Raw genomic sequence first — 17786 nt, 5'->3', positions numbered from 1 at the left:
AGCCTGTTGTATGAAGATGTAAATACGTTATCTATAGACGATTAAATGTTTTAAGTAGATAATTGGCTTTTACTTAATTTCAGGGATCATCTGATTACCAAAAACAGATTCTACCTCATTAAAAGCAGCAAAAACATCTTTAGGATCATCAAGCGTTACCATTTTTAAACGATAGTCTTTAAAATGCGGAATTCCTTTAAAATAATTGGTATAATGCCTTCTTGTTTCTACAACACCTAAATGCTCACCTTTCCAATCAATAGCTATTTCTAGATGGCGACGTGCCATTTGTACTCGTTGAGCAATTGTTGGTTTTGATAAATGTTCTCCTGTTTTAAAGTAGTGTTTTACTTCATTAAAAAACCAAGGATATCCTATAGAAGCTCTACCAATCATAGCACCATCTAATCCATACTTATCACGCATTTCCATAGCTTTTTCTGGCGTGTCAACATCTCCATTTCCAAAAACAGGAATATGCATACGCGGATTGTTTTTCACATCAGCAATGGGTTTCCAGTCGGCACTTCCTTTATACATTTGCGCACGGGTACGACCGTGAATAGAAATTGCTTTACAACCTACATCTTGTAAGCGTTCTGCAACTTCCACAATTTTAATAGAATCATGATCCCAACCTAAACGCGTTTTTACAGTAATTGGCAGTTTGGTGTGCTTAACCATAGCCTCGGTAAGCTTTACCATTAAATCAATATCTTTTAAAATTCCGGCACCGGCACCTTTAGAAACCACTTTTTTTACTGGGCAACCAAAGTTAATATCAATAATATCTGGTTTGGTTTGTTCTACAATTTCTACAGAGCGTAACATAGAATCAAGGTTTGCTCCAAAAATTTGAATTCCAACTGGACGCTCTTTCTCGTATATATCTAATTTCATTACACTTTTTGCGGCATCCCGAATCAAACCTTCCGAAGAAATAAATTCAGTATACACCACATCTGCACCATTCTCTTTACACAAAGCTCTAAACGGTGGATCACTTACATCTTCCATTGGTGCTAACAAAAGCGGGAAATCAGGTAATTCTATAGTATCTATTTTAACCAAACCTTATTTTTTGTGCAAAGGTACATTTTTTCGTAATAAAATTTTTTAAATAGCGTATCTTTGCCAGTCATAAGTAGAGGAGAAACAGATGAAAAACATCAGAAATTTTTGCATTATTGCGCATATTGATCATGGTAAGAGTACTCTTGCTGATAGGTTGTTGGATTTTACAGGGGCAGTAACAGAGCGTGAAAAGCAAGACCAATTATTAGATAATATGGATTTGGAGCGTGAGCGAGGCATTACCATTAAGTCACACGCAATTCAAATGGACTATAATCACAACGGAGAAGATTATATTTTAAACTTGATCGATACTCCGGGTCACGTAGATTTTTCTTATGAAGTATCTCGTTCAATTGCTGCTTGTGAAGGTGCGTTGTTAATTGTAGATGCAGCACAAAGTATTCAAGCACAAACCATTTCTAATTTATATTTAGCGTTAGAAAATGATTTAGAAATTATTCCGGTATTGAATAAGGTAGATTTACCAAGCGCAAACCCAGAAGAAGTAACAGATGATATTGTTGATTTATTAGGTTGTAATCCTGAAGACGTGATTCCTGCAAGTGGAAAAACTGGTTTTGGAGTTGATAAAATTTTAGAAGCAATTATTGACAGAATTCCTGCGCCAAAAGGAAATCCGGATGCTCCATTAAAAGCCTTGATTTTTGATTCTGTTTTTAATTCATACCGTGGAATTGAAACCTACTTTAGAGTTATTGATGGTTCTATTAAAAAGAATCAAAAAATAAAATTTATGGCAACGGGTAAGCAATATTTTGCTGATGAAGTAGGTACGCTTAAATTAAGTCAAGTTGTAAAAAAAGAAATTAAAACTGGTGATGTTGGATATTTAATTACAGGTATTAAAACTGCAAAAGAGGTAAAAGTAGGAGACACAATAACCGATTTTGAAAACCCGACTACAGATAGAATTGAAGGATTTGAAGATGTAAAGCCGATGGTATTTGCAGGAATTTATCCTGTAGATACAGAAGATTATGAAGAATTACGTTCTTCTATGGAGAAATTACAGCTAAATGATGCATCATTAGTTTTTCAACCAGAAAGTTCAGCTGCTTTAGGTTTTGGTTTCCGTTGTGGATTCTTAGGGATGTTACATATGGAAATTATTCAAGAGCGTTTAGAGCGTGAGTTCAATATGACAGTAATTACCACGGTGCCTAACGTAAGTTATCATGCATTTACCAAGAAAAATCCTGATGAGGCAATTATTGTAAATAACCCTTCAGATTTACCAGATCCATCAAAGTTAGAGAGAGTAGAAGAGCCATTTATTAAAGCATCTATTATTACAAAAGCTGATTTTGTAGGACAAGTAATGAGTTTGTGTATTGAAAAACGTGGGCAAATCATCAATCAAACGTATTTAACGCCAGAACGTGTTGAATTGATTTTTGAAATGCCATTAGCCGAAATTGTATTTGATTTTTACGATCGTTTAAAAACAGTTTCTAAAGGATATGCATCTTTTGATTATCATCCTATTGGTATGAAGCAATCTAAATTAGTACGTGTAGATATGCTGTTGAATGGAAATGTGGTAGATGCACTTTCATCATTATTACATGATAGTAATGCATATTCAATAGGGAAACGTATATGTGAAAAGTTAAAAGAGTTAATTCCGCGTCAACAATTTGATATTCCAATTCAGGCAGCCATCGGAGCAAAAATAATTGCTCGTGAAACGGTAAAAGCTTTACGTAAAGATGTAACAGCTAAATGTTATGGAGGAGATATTTCTCGTAAGCGTAAACTTTTAGAAAAGCAGAAAAAAGGTAAGAAACGTATGCGTCAAGTGGGTAATGTAGAAATTCCGCAGCAAGCATTTATGGCAGTGTTGAAGTTAAATGATTAACTTTTAGATATTAAAGAAAAAAAAGCATCAAATATTAATTTTGATGCTTTTTTATTAGAAATAATAATTGTTTTCTAATCTCTGTTTCCTAGTACTTGCATTCCCCAATAAACTAACATTGCTAAGGAACCTAATGCGGCTACTAAATAGGTTCTAGCTGCCCATTTCAAAGCGTCTTTAGATCCTGCTAATTCCTGTTGAGAAACCATATTTTTATTTTCTAACCAAGCCAAAGCCCTGTTACTAGCATCATATTCTACAGGTAAAGTAATAAAACTAAAAAGTGTACCTAAAGCCATAAAAATTAAACCGGCAATAGCAATCATAACACCAATTCCTGTTCCTCCAGAAGCAGCAGCAATAGCAATACCACCAATAATCATCCATTGAGATAGTTTTGAAGAAACACTCACTACAGGAACCAATTTTGAACGCATTTGCAAATATTGATATGCTTGTGCATGTTGCACTGCATGACCTACTTCATGTGCTGCAACTGCCGCTGCTGCTGCATTACGTTGGTTATAAACCCCTTCACTTAAATTGACCGTTTTTTTCTGAGGATTATAATGATCTGTAAGCATACCAGGAGTTGAAATTACTTTTACATCTGCTATCCCATGATCTGCTAACATTTTTTCAGCAATTTCAGCACCGCTCATTCCGTTGCGTAGGTGTACTTTAGAATATTTTTTAAATTTTTGCTGAAGCCTACTGCTTACAATCCAACTTGCTAAAGAAATTAATCCTATTAGTAAATAAAAACCAATCATAATTTTATAATATTAATTTTTCAAATCTTTTTTATGTTCCATAAATTTACAACATAAATTATTCCATTTTTATAACTCAAACAAAAAATGTCAATATGACAAAAAAGCCCAAAATTTTATTAGTGTATACAGGAGGAACCATTGGTATGGTAAAAGATTATAACACCAATGCGCTAAAGGCTTTTGATTTTAGTCAAATAACAAATAAAATACCAGAATTACAGCAGCTTAATTGTGCTATTACTACTGTTTCCTTTGAAGAACCTATAGATTCTTCAAATATGAATACAAAGTATTATGTGATGATTGCTGAAATGATTGCCAAAAATTATGAGGATTTTGACGGATTTGTAGTCTTGACAGGTTCAGATACCATGTCATATGTCTCATCGGCAATTAGTTTTATGTTTGAAAACTTACAAAAACCAGTCATATTTACTGGATCTCAATTGCCTATTGGAGATTTACGTACCGATGCAAAAGAGAATTTAATTACCTCAATACAAATTGCAGCGTCAACAGAAAATGATGAGCCTGTTGTTAAAGAAGTAGGTCTTTATTTTGAGTACAAACTATATCGTGCTAACAGAACAACTAAAATCAATGCAGAACAATTTGAGGCTTTTGCTTCTATGAATTATCCACCACTAGCAGAAAGTGGAGTGCATTTATTATTTAACAAGCATTTATTGCTTGAGCCAGATAAGAAACAAAATAAAATTATATTCAGAAAAAAACTGGTAGATGATATAGTTGTGTTGAAGTTATTTCCTGGAATAACAAAAAAAGTAGTAGAAACTATTGTTAATATACCTAATTTAAGAGGAATTATATTAGAAACGTATGGATCTGGAAATGCCCCAACAGAAAAATGGTTTGTAAAATTATTAGAAAATGCCATTGAAAAAGGAATTTATATAGTAAATGTTACACAATGCGCAGGAGGAAGTGTAATTTTAGGGTTGTATGAAACCAGTTCAGAATTAAAAAGAATAGGTATTATTAATGGTAAAGACATTACTACAGAAACAGCCATTGTAAAGATGATGTATTTATTAGGTGAAAATTTGACTAAAGAAGAGTTTAAACACTATTTTGAAACTCCTTTACGAGGAGAAATATCTTTAAATTAAATGTCAATTGAGCTTGTTAAGCTTAAAAACATAAACAGAAAAGCAGAAAAACCTTAAAATTTGTGTTTTTTGATGAAATAGGCTTCCTTTTTTTTTATCAAATCAACAATTTTTCGTTATTTGGCGCTCTGAAACGAGGGAGATTTCTTTAAACATTCTTAATAAATAAGTCTTTAAGGACTATCTTCTTGTGTTTTACAACTAAAAAATTTGTATTTTTAACCCGTTAACTATTTAAAATTAATTATAACAAAGATGAAAAAAGTAGTAAATGTCCTAACTATTGCAGGATTTATGTTCTTTGGAGCTATTCAATCAACTTTTGCTCAAGAAGTAGCTGAAAAAACTTTCCACCAAGAGTTAAAACAACGTTTTATTGAAGGAGGTCCAGGATTTATGGGGATTGTATTAGTTGCCTTAATCTTAGGTTTAGCAATCGCTATTGAAAGAATTATTTATTTAAACATGGCAACTACTAACACTAAAAAGTTAGTTGCTAACGTAGATGAAGCCTTAAGTTCAGGTGGCATAGAAGCTGCTAAAGAAGTTTGTAGAAATACAAAAGGGCCAGTTGCATCTATCTTTTATCAAGGTTTAGAAAGAGCTGATGAAGGTTTAGAAGCTGCTGAAAAAGCTGTAGTAGGTTACGGTGGAGTTCAAATGGGATTATTAGAAAAGAACATTTCTTGGATCTCTTTATTCATCGCATTAGCACCAATGTTAGGATTCATGGGTACTGTAATTGGTATGATTGGAGCATTTGATGCAATTGCTGTTGCAAACGACATTTCTCCAGCGGTAGTAGCAGGTGGTATTAAAGTAGCCTTATTAACAACAGTATTCGGTTTAGTTGTAGCTATTATTTTACAAATATTCTATAACTACATCATTTCTAAAGTAGATAGTATCGTTAACAACATGGAAGATGCATCTATCTCTTTAATCGACTTATTAGCTAAGTACAAAAAATAATTTTTCGTATGAAAGAAAGTAAATTAGGAAAATTCTTACCTCTTATCGTAGCTATTATTGCAATAATAGGCGCTATTCTATTCTTTAGAGTTATGATGCAGAGTGAAGAAACGATAAAAACCGATGCTGCTGTGCAAGCAAGTGTGGTAAACCCATTGGTAACATTTTCACTTGTTTTATTAGGAGCAACTGCAATTATTGCTGTATTCGCATCTATAGTTGGAGTTTTTAAAAACCCAGCGGCTTTAAAGAAAACATTATTAGGTTTATTAGGCTTAGGAGTTGTATTATTAGCTTCTTACTTATTTTCTAATAGTGGAGAAGTAGTTGATGCAAATCAAGAAGTTATTGCTGTTGCAGGAAGTAAAGTTTCTAAATTAACAAGTACTGGTATTTGGGTTAGTTTAATCCTTTTAGTAGTTGGAGGCTTTTTCTTTGTAGTAGATTTAGTTAAAGGACTTATAAAATAATAAACCATGGCAAGAAGAGAAAACCCAGAAATTAATGCAGGTTCTATGGCAGATATTGCCTTCTTGCTACTTATCTTTTTCCTTGTAACAACAACTATGGATGTAGATTCAGGTATCTCAAAGAAGTTAGCTGAAAAATTACCTCCAAATGTAACACCACCAAAGATTAAAGAAAAGAACATCTTTCAAATCAGTATTAATAAAAACAACCAATTATTTGTCGATGGAGAAATAATGGATGTTAAAGATTTAAAAGATGCAGCTATTAAATTTATTGATAATGGTGGAGGTGTAGGAAACCCTGCAGAGGGTGAAGAAAAAGGTAGTCCATGTGATTATTGTGAAGGTGCTCGAGATCCAGAATCATCAGATCACCCAAACAAAGCCATTATTTCTGTAGAAAGTGATAGAGCAACTGAGTATGGTACTTATGTAACTGTACAAGATGAACTATTAAGAGCTTATGCAGATCTAAGAAATAAATTATCACAAAAACGTTACGGTATGTCTTTTACAGAACTTGAAGAAAGATTTCAAGAAACAGCACGTAAAGACGAAGCGTTAAGAAAGAAGGTTGAAGATATCAAGAATAGTTATCCTCAGATTATTACAGATTTAGATCCAACGGATGCTAATTAATAACATTTAAAACAGTAGAGTATGTCTAAGTTTAAAAAGAAGAAAAAAGGAATGCCAGCTTTGTCAACTGCATCATTACCAGACATTGTTTTTATGTTATTATTCTTTTTCATGGTAACTACTACTATGAGAGAAACTGACTTATTAATTGATAGTCCACGCTTACCAAGCGCAACAGAAGTTAAAAAGTTAGAGCATAAAAGTTTAGTGAGTACTATTTACGTTGGTAAAGCTAAAGAAAAAGATAAATATGGAACAGGATACAACAGAATTCAATTAAATGATAAAATCGCAACACCGGAAGAAATTCCTGCATTTATAATGAATGAGCGCGAAAAAGTATCTGAATCTGATATTCCGTTTATGACCACTTCTATTAAAGCAGATAAAGAATCTAATGTTGGTACATTAACAGACATTAGACTTAAATTAAGAGATGTAAATGCTCTTAAATTAAGTTTATCAACTCAAAAAGGAAGTAGTATAAAAAAGTAATTATTCAATTTCTATATTATAAAGAGCAATCATTTTTGATTGCTCTTTTTTTGTGTTAAAAAAATGTATCTTTAACTATCAAAACAGCTTAATGAAAAACGTAACAATTTTACTATTTCTTTTTATTGGTTTTCAAAGTATAGCCCAAAAAGACTCTTTACAAATAGGAGATAAATATTGGGAAGATCAATTGTATATGTATATAAGTTATAATACTATTTTGAAACAACCAAAAGAAACCAGTAATAGTGGCTTTTCATACGGAATAACATTGGGGTATATTAAAGATGTTCCTTTAAATAATCAAGGAAATGTATCTGTAGGTATTGGTGCAGGTTACAATTACGAATCTTTTAACCATGGACTACGTGTATTAAGTTCAGACGAGATAATTCATGATCCCGATGCAGGAATTTCTTCCAACGAAATTAAACTTCATAATATTGAGTTTCCAATACAATTTAGGTGGAGGACTTCTGATGCTGTTACCTATTCTTTTTGGCGTATTTATACAGGTGTAAAGCTAACCTATAACCTAAGTAATAAGTTTAGTTATCAATTAAATAATCAAAGTTTTAATTACAGAAACATCAATATATATAATGATTTTCAAACAGGTTTAGAACTTTCTGTAGGTTATGGAGCGTTTAACTTATTTGTTTATTACGGATTAACTCCTATGTATAAAAATGTGGTTATTGATACTGAAAAAGTAAATAGTAAAATAGCCAAATTTGGACTTATATTTTATCTTTTATAATAAGTAGTTAATAATTACCTGACAAAATATACCCAATAAAAACCCTAAATAAACTTCTTTAGAGGTGTGTGCTTTCAGTTTTAAACGTGAAGACGCTAATAATCCAGACAGTAAAATTAAAATGCTTATAAGAGGCCAAATATTGGTTTGGTATTTTAATTGAATCATTAAAAAAAAACCTACAGCACTTCCCATAGATAGTAAATGTAAACTGGTTTTTATTTTTAGCTTGAAAATAAAATATATAAAAATTAATCCTAAAGCTGTACCAAAATATAAATATGAAAGATCTTTTAAATAGGTAACATCAAAAAAGAATTTTCCTAATATTAAAAATATAGACGTCATAAAAAAAAGTGGAATTCTCCGCTCTTTTATAGAGTGAACTTCATAAGAATTAATATGTCCCTTTGATTTTAAAAAGATCAATAAAAGTAAGGGAATAGCATAGGTTGCAATAAAAATTATACTAAATAAAGCATATAATTTAGGTTTATTAATACTTAATGGAACTACCATGTAGTATAAAAGAACCCCAATGGTTGGCATAACTATTGGGTGTAAAACTGATGATATGAATTTATGCCAGCGCATTAAATTTCTTTACGAAGTCTAGCTACTGAAATATCTAACTGCTCTCTATATTTAGCAACTGTTCTTCTAGCTATAGGATAGCCTTTTTCTTTTAAAATTTTTGATAATTTATCATCAGTTAAAGGCTTACGTTTATCTTCTTCTTTAATTACGGTTTCTAAAATCTTTTTAATTTCTCTGGTAGATACATCTTCTCCTTGATCATTTTTCATAGATTCAGAGAAAAACTCTTTAATTAATTTTGTACCGTAAGGAGTAGAAACATATTTACTATTAGCTACTCTTGATACTGTAGATACATCCATATTAATTTCATCGGCTATATCTTTTAAAATCATGGGCTTCAGTTTTCGTTCATCTCCTGTTAAAAAAAACTCTTCTTGATGTTGCATAATAGCGTTCATGGTAACCAAAAGGGTTTGTTGCCTTTGCTTAATGGCATCTATAAACCACTTAGCAGAATCTAATTTTTGTTTGATAAAAAGAACCGCATCTTTTTGAGATTTATTTTTTTCTTTGGCATCATTATATCCTTTTAACATGTTGCTATATTCTTTAGATATATGCAGTTCAGGAGCGTTTCTTGAGTTTAAAGTAAGCTCTAATTTACCATCAATAATTCTGATAGAGAAGTCTGGAACAATTTGCTCTACAATCTTATTATTACCTGCATAAGAACTACCTGGTTTCGGATTTAATCTTCCTATTTCTGTAATAACATCTTTTAATTTTTCTTCAGAAATATTGAATTTATCAAGCAATTTGTTGTAATGTTTTTTTACAAAATGATCAAAAGCATTTTGTAGTATTTCAATTGCCAATTGGGTGTTTTCTTTGCTATTCTTTGCTTTTAATTGAATGATTAAACATTCCTTTAAGGTTCTTGCTCCAACTCCAATAGGATCTAATTTTTGTACTACTTCTGTTAAAATTTTTTCTACCTTTTCTTCTGAAGTAAAAATATTTTGTGTAAAAGCTAGATCGTCAACTAAATCAATAATTTCTCTACGTATATAACCACTATCATCAATACTACCTACTAAAAACTCTGCAATAGCACTTTCTTCTTCATCAATATTAAAAGTATTTAATTGGTTTAATAAAGATTGATGAAAAGTAGTACCAGCAGCATAAGGAATTTGTTTTTCCTCATCATCTGAAGAATAATTGTTTGCTTGAGTTTTATAACTCGGGTATTCATCATCACTTAAATACTCATCAATATTAATGTCATCGGTTTCAATTTTATCTGTACCGCTGTCATCATAATCAGTATCATTCACTAAAGTATCTTCAAAATTATCCGATTCTTCTTTGCCGGTATCTAACGCAGGGTTTTCTTCAATTTCTTGTTTTAAGCGTTCTTCAAAAGCTTGTGTAGGTAATTGAATTAACTTCATCAACTGTATTTGTTGAGGCGATAATTTTTGAAGTAGTTTTTGTTGTAAACTTTGTTTTAACATAAATAATAGTTAAAGCTATATTTTTTATTTTTTGATGAGGGATGATTTTAACAAAAATAATGATAATCCGTTAAAAAAATAAATCGCCACTCAAATAAAGAATGACGATTTATTTTTTATCAGTTTTTAAATTTTAAAACTCTGCGTTTTGTGGTGTTCTTGGAAAAGGAATAACATCTCTAATATTACCCATTCCTGTTGTAAATTGTACCAAACGTTCAAAACCCAAACCAAAGCCAGAATGTACTGCAGTACCAAATTTACGAGTATCTAAATACCACCATAATTCTTTTTCTTCAATTCCTAAAGCTTCCATTTTTTCTTTTAAAACGTCTAAACGTTCCTCACGTTGAGATCCTCCAACCATTTCTCCAATTCCTGGGAAAAGAACATCCATAGCACGAACCGTTTTTCCGTCTTCATTTAAACGCATGTAAAATGCTTTAATACTCGCCGGATAATCAAATAAAATTACCGGACATTTAAAGTGCTTTTCTACTAAATAACGTTCGTGTTCTGATTGTAAATCTGCTCCCCATTCATCAATAAGATATTGAAATTTCTTCTTTTTATTTGGTTTTGAGTTACGTAAAATATCAATTGCCTCTGTGTAAGAAACACGCTTAAAATTATTATCAACCACAAAACGTAATTTTTCAAGTAAGCTCATTTCACTACGTTCAGCTTGTGGTTTTGTTTTTTCTTCTTGAGTTAAACGGTTATCTAAAAATTCTAAATCATCTTTACAATTATCTAAAACATATTGCAAAACGTATTTGATAAAATCTTCAGATAAATCCATATTCGCATCTAAATCATTAAACGCAACTTCAGGCTCAATCATCCAAAACTCAGCTAAGTGACGCGTTGTGTTGGAGTTTTCTGCTCTAAACGTCGGTCCAAACGTATATACTTTACCTAAAGCCATGGCATAGGTTTCAGCTTCTAACTGACCCGAAACCGTTAAATTTGTTTCTTTTCCGAAGAAATCCTGAGTAAAATCAACATTTCCTTCTTCATTTAACGGAGCTTTGTTAGCTTCAAAAGAAGTTACTCTAAACATTTCTCCAGCACCTTCTGCATCAGAACCGGTAATAATTGGAGTGTTTACATAGTAAAATCCGTTTTGTTGAAAGTATTGATGTACAGCAAAAGATAATGCCGATCGAACTCGCATCACCGCACTAAAGGTATTTGTACGAACTCTTAAATGAGCATTTTCACGTAAAAATTCAAAACTGTGTTTTTTAGGCTGAATAGGATATTCTTCCGGGTTTGAATCTCCTAAAATTTCAATTGAAGTTACTTGAATTTCTGAAGATTGTCCTTTTCCTTGACTTTCTACCAAAGTTCCTTTTATAGCCACAGCTGCACTAGTGGTAATTCTCTTTAATACTTCTTCATCAGTATTTTCAAAATCAACAACACACTGTATATTATGTAGGGTAGATCCATCATTTAAAGCAATAAAACGATTGCTTCTAAAGGTTCTTACCCATCCGTTAACGGAAACTTCTTGTAAAAATTTATCAGATTCTAATAGTTCTTTTACGCTACTTCTTTTCATTATATAAAAATTGAACGACAAAGATAATTTTTTCGCTATAAATGGGCAATTAGATTGTGTTTAGTTATTATGTTGATAATGAATTATTTTTAATTTTACCATCTCATCAAACTCACTATATGGCTTTCATTACTCATAAAGAAATTTTTAATCAATTAAAAGCTGATTTAATTGGTAAAGATTCCTACAGAGGAATTACTTTAACCTATGCATGGTTGGCAAATCAGTTTGGACATATTGCTTTAGGATTTATTCCTTCTTTTATATTATTTCATGCATTACCTGATTTATCTCCTTTAAAAAAATCATTAACTGTAGCTTTGATAGTAACAATTTTCTGGTTTTTATTTGAATTATATAATTTTTTAGGCCCCTTGCTCATACAAAGAATATCAAGTTCTAAAAATGTTTATTTACCTGTAGGAAAGAAATATATTTTTAAACCTATATGGAAAAATATAGCATTTGATACGTTTACAGATGTTTGCTTTTTTGCTTTAGGTGCTTATGGTTTTAGTTATTTAAAGGCTCAAGATGAATTAAGTTTATTAATTTTAGTTATTCTGATGTTATATCTATCGGTGGCTACCCGATATTGGTTTTTAGTAAAAATGTATCAGCAATATGCCAATTATCCTTTTCAATTCAGATTAAGTCAATGGAATTATACTATTTCTGATTATAATAAAAACATTATCAATGAGTACTTACATCATGCAGATAAGGGCAAGCATTTGCTAATTTTTGGCTCGCAGTTAAGTGGAAAGACTAGCCTAGGAGTAGGGATGCTGAATGAATTATCTATAAAAAGAAAATTATGTTTTTATAGCAGTGCCACTAAATTATACACGTATTTTTTTGTAGAAGATAATGCCTTGTTTAGCGATTGGAAATTATGGACATGGAAGCAATCAGATTTTTTAATTATTGATGATGTTAATCCTGGTAGCCCAATAGAAGAGGAGTTAATAAGCCCTAAGCAATTTTTAAGTTTTTTAGATCCTACTCAATCTGGTTATCAACATAATGATACCATCAAAACAATTGCAAATAAAAATGTTATTTGGATTTTGGGGAATTGTAAAGATCTAGATTTTGAGCAGAATACTTGGGTTCAAATGTTAAATAGTATAGGTGTTAAAAAACATAACATTAAAGTGCTAAATTTACTATAATGTTACAAGATGTGGTTTTTGTAAGCAAAACTTATTAAGTGAGGTAAACTCTTTACATTAAATCTTTTGTAAAGAGGTAATATTCTTTTTTCTATGGCAGATTGACTCACATTAAGTTCTCCTGCTATTTCTTTAAAAGCTAACCCTTTTGCCGCCATACTCAAAGCTTCCTTTTCTTTACTTGATATGGCAAAATGCTGAAACAATTCCTTGCTTAGAGTTTCTTCAAATTCAGATTTATTAGGTCCATAAGCAGCATATTGCATTACTTTTCCAAACTTTAACGAAGGAACAATTTGAGATTTACCTATAATTTCAACAATTTGTCCATTCATAGCTTTAAAAATACCAACTCTTGATAAAAGAGGAACAACACTTCCGTTTTTATGAATTTTTTCTACTTCTATAGTAAAGCTATATTTTTCATGATCCTTTTCTCTAGACTGTACAAACTGTAAACCCTTATCATTTAACTCGCTTGAAAAAGCCATATGCCTTTCAGAAGAACTAGTTATAATTTTAAATAAGGTAATTTCATCATCATGATAGCCTAATACGTCCAACCAACCACGAGTAAACAACATTTTATTTTCTTTAAAAGAGTACACATATACAGCTTCGCCTTCAAATTGAGGAATAATTTCATTATAATGCTTGTATATAGGAGTGTTTAAATCTGCGGGAACGTCAGTAACTAAAGATCGTGAATATGTTCCGTAATTGTTATTTTTCATGCTTTTTTTAAAACTGCGAAAAAACGCAGTTGACTAATTTGACGGTTGTCTATATTTTTGTCTCGAAAATAAGAAATATTATAAAAAGGTTTTAAAAAAGTGCTATAAAAAACAAGGGAAAATTATATGAAAAAGAGGGTTTATTCAAACAATTGCTAACTACTAAATTGTTTATTTTAAAAACCGGTTGTGTTTTGGGGATCGCAACCGGTTTTTTTATTTTTCTTCTTTCGGAGGTAATATTTTAAAATTAGTTTCCTTTAGTACTTTTTGATTAGCTATTTTTCTTTCAAAAGAAAGGAGTAAAGATGGGAGTAATAATAAATTAGAAACCATTGCAAGGAGAAGGGTAACAGAAACTAAGCCTCCTAAAGCAATTGTTCCTCCAAAACTTGAAACGGTAAACACTAAAAATCCGAAGAAAAGTACTATAGACGTATAAAACATACTAACACCCGTTTCTCTAAGTGCAGAGTATACCGCTGGTTTTATTTTCCAGTTATTTGCTAATAGTTCTTGCCTGTATTTAGCTAAAAAGTGAATTGTATCATCAACAGAAATACCAAATGCAATACTAAAAACTAAAATAGTTGAGGGTTTTATAGGAATATCAAAAGCACCCATTAAACCTGCTGTAATTAGTAGCGGAAGCATATTTGGAATTAGTGAAATCAATATCATTTGTGGAGATCTAAACATCCAAGCCATAAAAATTGAGATCAAAATAATTGCTAAGGTTAATGAAATTACTAAGTTTTTAATTAAGTAGTTGGTTCCTTTTAAGAAAACCAATGCTTTACCAGTCATCGATACTTCATATTTTTCTTCAGGAAACTGTTTTTTAACTACAGCTTGTAAACGGTCTTGAATAATATCCATTTTATCAGTACCAATATCTTTCATAAAAGTAGTGATACGTGCATATCTTCCTGTAGAGTCTACAAAATTCTTTAACATGCCTGCATTACTATTTGAATTTTTAGTGTATGCAAAAATGTAACTCTTTTCTTGACTGGTTGGTAATTGGTAATATTTAGGGTTACCGTTATAGTATGCTTGTTTAGAATATTTAACTAAGTTCGTTACAGAAATTGGTTTTGAAAGTTCAGGAAAGGTTTCAATGGTTTCTGTTAATTTTTCCATCTTTTTTAAAGTGGAAAGATTCATGACACCTTTATCTTTTTTAGTATCAATTAAAATCTCTAGAGGCATAATTCCTCCAAATTCACTTTCAAAAAACTTGATATCTTTATAAAATTGTTTTCCTTTAGGCATATCTTCAATCAAACTACCAGATACTCTTATTTGAAATAGTCCAATCATGCTTAAAATAATAACTATTACAGTAGTTATGTATATTGTTATGCGTTGTTTTTTTACAGTTTTTTCCATCCAACTAACCACATTATTCATCCATTGTTTTTCAAGATGGCTCAAATGTTTTTTCTCTGGAAGAGGCATAAAACTATAAATAATAGGAATAATTAATAATGCAAGAATAAAGATGCTTACAATATTTACAGAAGCTAGAATACCAAATTCTCTTAACAACTGACTCTTTACAAAAACAAAGGTTGCAAAACCTGATGCAGTAGTAATGTTGGTCATTAAAGTGGCATTACCAATTTTTGAAATTACACGTTGTAATGATTTTGCTTGGTTACCATGTTTTTTAACTTCTTGCTGGTATTTATTGATTAAGAATACAGCATTAGGTACCCCTATTACAATAATTAAAGGAGGAATTAAAGCAGATAAAACTGTAATTTCATAACGGAACAGACCTATAAAACCAAATGCCCAAACTACACCAATACCTACTACTAAAAGAGTGATAAATGTAGCTCTAAAGGATCTGAAAAAGAAAAAGAATATAAGTGCTGTAATTAGTAATGCTCCAATTACAAAAATTCCCATTTCATCAATAATGTTTTGAGAGTTTACCGTACGTATGTATGGCATTCCGGATATTCTAACATCTACGTTGTTCTTTTTTTCAAAACTATCAACCTCAGGAATTAAATGATTAACTATAAAATCTCTTCTTTCAATAGTATTGACAATATCTTTATTGATATAAATTGCCGTTTGAAGCGTTCCATCTTCATTGTAAAGTAAATTTTCGTAAAAAGGTAGTTTATTGAAAAGTAGGTCTTTTATTTTAGCTACTTCCTCTTTAGTTTTAGGTGAGTTTTCAAATAATGGTTCAACTACAAATTTTCTCTTTTTTCTATCGGCTTTTAATTGTTTTACATCAGAAACAGAAACTGTAAAATCTACCTGAGGTAAACTGTCAAAGTTTTTAACCAATTTATTCCAAGCATTAAATTTTTCGGGTGTAAAAATGGTACTATCTTTAACTCCCAAAATAACAAGGTTGCCTTCTTCACCAAAAATTTCTAAGAATTTATCATATTGAATATTAGCTTCATGATCTTGTGGTAATAAATTTGCTTCTGTGTACGAGAAACGCATGTACTTCATTTGAGTGACCAAAAAAGCAGTAATAAGAGCAATTATAAATAAAACAAAGTATCGGTTTCTTAATACAAAACCCGCTATTTTAGTCCAAAAAGTCATTTAAAAAAATTTCTGCAAAGGTAATTATAAAAACATTGATATGGGGCAAAAAAAAGAGTGTTAAAAAACACTCTTTTCTTTTTTATTGAAGAGATATTATACAGTCATTATCTCTTTTTCTTTCACTACTAGTTTTTCGTCTATTTTTTTAACGAAATTATCTGTTAAGTCTTGAATATCTGCTTCTGCATTTTTCTTCATATCATCAGAAACATCTAATTTTTTAATTTCATTGTTAGCATCTTTTCGAGCATTTCTTATACCCACTTTAGCATGTTCTGCCTCAGCTTTTGCTTGTTTTGCTAAATCTTTACGACGCTCTTCTGTTAATGGAGGAACATTAATAATAATGTTTTCTCCGTTATTCATTGGGTTAAAGCCAATATTAGCTATCATAATTGCTTTTTCAATTTCTTGTAACATATTTTTCTCCCAAGGCTGTATGCTAATAGTTCTAGCATCTGGGGTGTTAACATTTGCTACTTGACCTAACGGAGTTTGAGATCCGTAATAATCAACGTGAATAGTAGATAGCATTGCCGGAGAAGCTTTACCTGCTCTAATACCAATTAATTCTTTTTCTAAATGTGCAATTGCACTATTCATTGCTTCTTTAGTACTATCTAAAATAAAATCAATTTCTTCGTTCATCGTATCTTAAGTTTTGTTATATATAAGATTTTTATGGATGTTTTTATTTGTTATCAACTATTGTTCCAATTTGTTCTCCTGATACTAATTTAAGTAAATTTCCTTTTTTATTCATATCAAAAACAATAATTGGTAGTTTATTTTCTTCGCTTAAGGTAAATGCGGTCATATCCATTACCTTTAATCCTTTTTCAATAACATCTTTAAAAGTTATGCTTTCAAATTTAACAGCGTCTTTATCTTTTTCAGGATCTGCCGTATAAATTCCATCTACACGAGTACCTTTTAAAATAGCATCAGCATCAATTTCAATGGCTCTTAAAACCGCAGCTGTATCTGTAGTAAAGTAGGGGTTACCGGTACCGGCACCAAAAATTACCACTCTTCCTTTTTCAAGGTGACGAATAGCTCTTCTTTTAATATAAGGTTCAGCAACTTCTTTAATTTCTAAAGCAGTTTGTAAGCGTGTATGAACTCCCTCGTCTTCTAATGCACTTTGAAGAGCTAATCCATTTATACAAGTAGCTAACATTCCCATATGGTCTCCTTGTACTCTGTCCATACCATTAGCAGCTCCAGCTACACCTCTAAAAATATTACCACCACCTATAACAATGGCTACTTCAACACCTTTATCTACAACTTGCTTTATTTCTAATGCATATTCTTTTAGTCTATTTGGGTCTATTCCGTATTGACGATCGCCCATCAGTGCTTCGCCACTTAATTTTAAAAGTATTCTTTTGTATTGCATAACGTTGTTGAAAGTTTTGCAAATATAGTAATTTGATTTATCTGTTTTTGTTTGATAAATAAAAAAACCT

Annotated in this window: 17 protein-coding genes; 8 read left to right on the top strand and 9 right to left on the bottom strand. The window is 31.0% G+C overall.

Annotated features, from left to right (window positions below; all coding sequences use genetic code 11):
- Positions 1-69: 69 nt before the first annotated feature.
- A complete protein-coding gene (dusB, locus tag SLH33_RS08990; RefSeq protein ID WP_320418749.1) occupies positions 70-1071 on the bottom strand; it encodes a tRNA dihydrouridine synthase DusB in 1002 nt (333 codons plus the stop codon).
- An 88-nt stretch (positions 1072-1159) separates the two neighbouring features.
- Here dusB and lepA point away from each other — a divergent pair, with 88 nt between their 5' ends.
- Positions 1160-2956, top strand: coding sequence for a translation elongation factor 4 (lepA, locus tag SLH33_RS08985; RefSeq protein ID WP_320418748.1), 1797 nt, complete (start codon positions 1160-1162; stop codon positions 2954-2956).
- A 74-nt stretch (positions 2957-3030) separates the two neighbouring features.
- Here the strand turns inward: lepA and SLH33_RS08980 are convergent, their stop codons facing one another.
- Positions 3031-3729 carry a zinc metallopeptidase gene (locus SLH33_RS08980; protein ID WP_320418747.1) on the bottom strand — a complete coding sequence of 233 codons (699 nt, stop codon included), beginning with the start codon at positions 3727-3729 and terminating at the stop codon, positions 3031-3033.
- Between the two features lie 95 nt (positions 3730-3824).
- On the opposite strand from SLH33_RS08980, the gene SLH33_RS08975 reads away from it, so the two are divergent.
- The 6 genes from SLH33_RS08975 to SLH33_RS08950 all read left to right on the top strand — a co-directional run bounded on the left by SLH33_RS08975 (position 3825) and on the right by SLH33_RS08950 (position 8198).
- Positions 3825-4862 carry an asparaginase gene (locus tag SLH33_RS08975; RefSeq protein WP_320418746.1) on the top strand — a complete coding sequence of 346 codons (1038 nt, stop codon included), beginning with the start codon at positions 3825-3827 and terminating at the stop codon, positions 4860-4862.
- Positions 4863-5117: 255 nt separating this feature from the next.
- A complete protein-coding gene (locus tag SLH33_RS08970) occupies positions 5118-5834 on the top strand; it encodes a MotA/TolQ/ExbB proton channel family protein (protein WP_320418745.1) in 717 nt (238 codons plus the stop codon).
- Positions 5835-5842: 8 nt separating this feature from the next.
- Positions 5843-6304, top strand: coding sequence for a hypothetical protein (locus SLH33_RS08965; protein ID WP_320418744.1), 462 nt, complete (start codon positions 5843-5845; stop codon positions 6302-6304).
- 6 nt (positions 6305-6310) lie between these two features.
- A complete protein-coding gene (locus SLH33_RS08960) occupies positions 6311-6943 on the top strand; it encodes a biopolymer transporter ExbD (RefSeq protein ID WP_320418743.1) in 633 nt (210 codons plus the stop codon).
- Positions 6944-6964: 21 nt separating this feature from the next.
- Complete coding sequence (locus SLH33_RS08955) at positions 6965-7438, top strand: biopolymer transporter ExbD (protein ID WP_320418742.1); 474 nt, start codon at positions 6965-6967, stop codon at positions 7436-7438.
- Positions 7439-7529: 91 nt separating this feature from the next.
- Positions 7530-8198 (top strand): porin family protein, encoded by a 669-nt coding sequence (locus SLH33_RS08950; RefSeq protein ID WP_320418741.1) that lies wholly within the window; start codon positions 7530-7532, stop codon positions 8196-8198.
- Here SLH33_RS08950 and SLH33_RS08945 read toward each other — a convergent pair.
- The 3 genes from SLH33_RS08945 to asnS form a co-directional block, all read right to left on the bottom strand.
- On the bottom strand, positions 8193-8792 hold the full coding sequence (locus SLH33_RS08945; protein WP_320418740.1) for a hypothetical protein: 600 nt from the start codon (positions 8790-8792) through the stop codon (positions 8193-8195). The genes SLH33_RS08950 and SLH33_RS08945 overlap by 6 nt on opposite strands.
- On the bottom strand, positions 8792-10255 hold the full coding sequence (gene rpoN / locus SLH33_RS08940) for an RNA polymerase factor sigma-54 (protein ID WP_320418739.1): 1464 nt from the start codon (positions 10253-10255) through the stop codon (positions 8792-8794). Before rpoN ends, SLH33_RS08945 begins: the two co-directional genes overlap by 1 nt.
- A gap of 133 nt (positions 10256-10388) precedes the next feature.
- Entirely contained in the window at positions 10389-11822 is a 1434-nt protein-coding gene (asnS, locus tag SLH33_RS08935; RefSeq protein WP_320418738.1) for an asparagine--tRNA ligase, read from the bottom strand.
- Positions 11823-11941: 119 nt separating this feature from the next.
- On the opposite strand from asnS, the gene SLH33_RS08930 reads away from it, so the two are divergent.
- The gene (locus SLH33_RS08930; protein WP_320418737.1) at positions 11942-12997 is read left to right on the top strand and encodes a hypothetical protein; all 1056 of its coding nucleotides are present in this window, start codon (positions 11942-11944) and stop codon (positions 12995-12997) included.
- A 2-nt stretch (positions 12998-12999) separates the two neighbouring features.
- Here the strand turns inward: SLH33_RS08930 and SLH33_RS08925 are convergent, their stop codons facing one another.
- The 4 genes from SLH33_RS08925 to pyrH form a co-directional block, all read right to left on the bottom strand.
- Positions 13000-13731, bottom strand: coding sequence for a helix-turn-helix transcriptional regulator (locus tag SLH33_RS08925; protein ID WP_320418736.1), 732 nt, complete (start codon positions 13729-13731; stop codon positions 13000-13002).
- 216 nt (positions 13732-13947) lie between these two features.
- Entirely contained in the window at positions 13948-16311 is a 2364-nt protein-coding gene (locus tag SLH33_RS08920; RefSeq protein WP_320418735.1) for an efflux RND transporter permease subunit, read from the bottom strand.
- Between the two features lie 96 nt (positions 16312-16407).
- Positions 16408-16962 carry a ribosome recycling factor gene (gene frr / locus SLH33_RS08915; RefSeq protein WP_320418734.1) on the bottom strand — a complete coding sequence of 185 codons (555 nt, stop codon included), beginning with the start codon at positions 16960-16962 and terminating at the stop codon, positions 16408-16410.
- A 43-nt stretch (positions 16963-17005) separates the two neighbouring features.
- Entirely contained in the window at positions 17006-17716 is a 711-nt protein-coding gene (gene pyrH / locus SLH33_RS08910) for a UMP kinase (RefSeq protein ID WP_320418733.1), read from the bottom strand.
- Between the last annotated feature and the right edge of the window lie 70 nt (positions 17717-17786).

It is taken from the genome of Tenacibaculum sp. IB213877, assembly GCF_034043975.1.
Taxonomy (GTDB): domain Bacteria; phylum Bacteroidota; class Bacteroidia; order Flavobacteriales; family Flavobacteriaceae; genus Polaribacter.
The sequence above is the reverse complement of the archived record's forward strand: the minus strand, read 5'-3'. Positions and strand labels throughout refer to the sequence as shown.

Excerpts from the sequence above, each read along its gene's own strand:
- rpoN (WP_320418739.1), bottom strand. The coding sequence starts at position 10,255 with ATGTTAAAACAAAGTTTACAACAAAAACTACTTCAAAAATTATCGCCT.
- pyrH (WP_320418733.1), bottom strand. The coding sequence starts at position 17,716 with ATGCAATACAAAAGAATACTTTTAAAATTAAGTGGCGAAGCACTGATG.
- SLH33_RS08955 (WP_320418742.1), top strand. The coding sequence starts at position 6,965 with ATGTCTAAGTTTAAAAAGAAGAAAAAAGGAATGCCAGCTTTGTCAACT.
- SLH33_RS08930 (WP_320418737.1), top strand. The coding sequence starts at position 11,942 with ATGGCTTTCATTACTCATAAAGAAATTTTTAATCAATTAAAAGCTGAT.
- frr (WP_320418734.1), bottom strand. The coding sequence starts at position 16,962 with ATGAACGAAGAAATTGATTTTATTTTAGATAGTACTAAAGAAGCAATG.
- SLH33_RS08950 (WP_320418741.1), top strand. The coding sequence starts at position 7,530 with ATGAAAAACGTAACAATTTTACTATTTCTTTTTATTGGTTTTCAAAGT.
- SLH33_RS08970 (WP_320418745.1), top strand. The coding sequence starts at position 5,118 with ATGAAAAAAGTAGTAAATGTCCTAACTATTGCAGGATTTATGTTCTTT.
- SLH33_RS08945 (WP_320418740.1), bottom strand. The coding sequence starts at position 8,792 with ATGCGCTGGCATAAATTCATATCATCAGTTTTACACCCAATAGTTATG.
- SLH33_RS08925 (WP_320418736.1), bottom strand. The coding sequence starts at position 13,731 with ATGAAAAATAACAATTACGGAACATATTCACGATCTTTAGTTACTGAC.
- SLH33_RS08980 (WP_320418747.1), bottom strand. The coding sequence starts at position 3,729 with ATGATTGGTTTTTATTTACTAATAGGATTAATTTCTTTAGCAAGTTGG.
- lepA (WP_320418748.1), top strand. The coding sequence starts at position 1,160 with ATGAAAAACATCAGAAATTTTTGCATTATTGCGCATATTGATCATGGT.
- SLH33_RS08965 (WP_320418744.1), top strand. The coding sequence starts at position 5,843 with ATGAAAGAAAGTAAATTAGGAAAATTCTTACCTCTTATCGTAGCTATT.
- SLH33_RS08975 (WP_320418746.1), top strand. The coding sequence starts at position 3,825 with ATGACAAAAAAGCCCAAAATTTTATTAGTGTATACAGGAGGAACCATT.
- SLH33_RS08920 (WP_320418735.1), bottom strand. The coding sequence starts at position 16,311 with ATGACTTTTTGGACTAAAATAGCGGGTTTTGTATTAAGAAACCGATAC.
- SLH33_RS08960 (WP_320418743.1), top strand. The coding sequence starts at position 6,311 with ATGGCAAGAAGAGAAAACCCAGAAATTAATGCAGGTTCTATGGCAGAT.
- asnS (WP_320418738.1), bottom strand. The coding sequence starts at position 11,822 with ATGAAAAGAAGTAGCGTAAAAGAACTATTAGAATCTGATAAATTTTTA.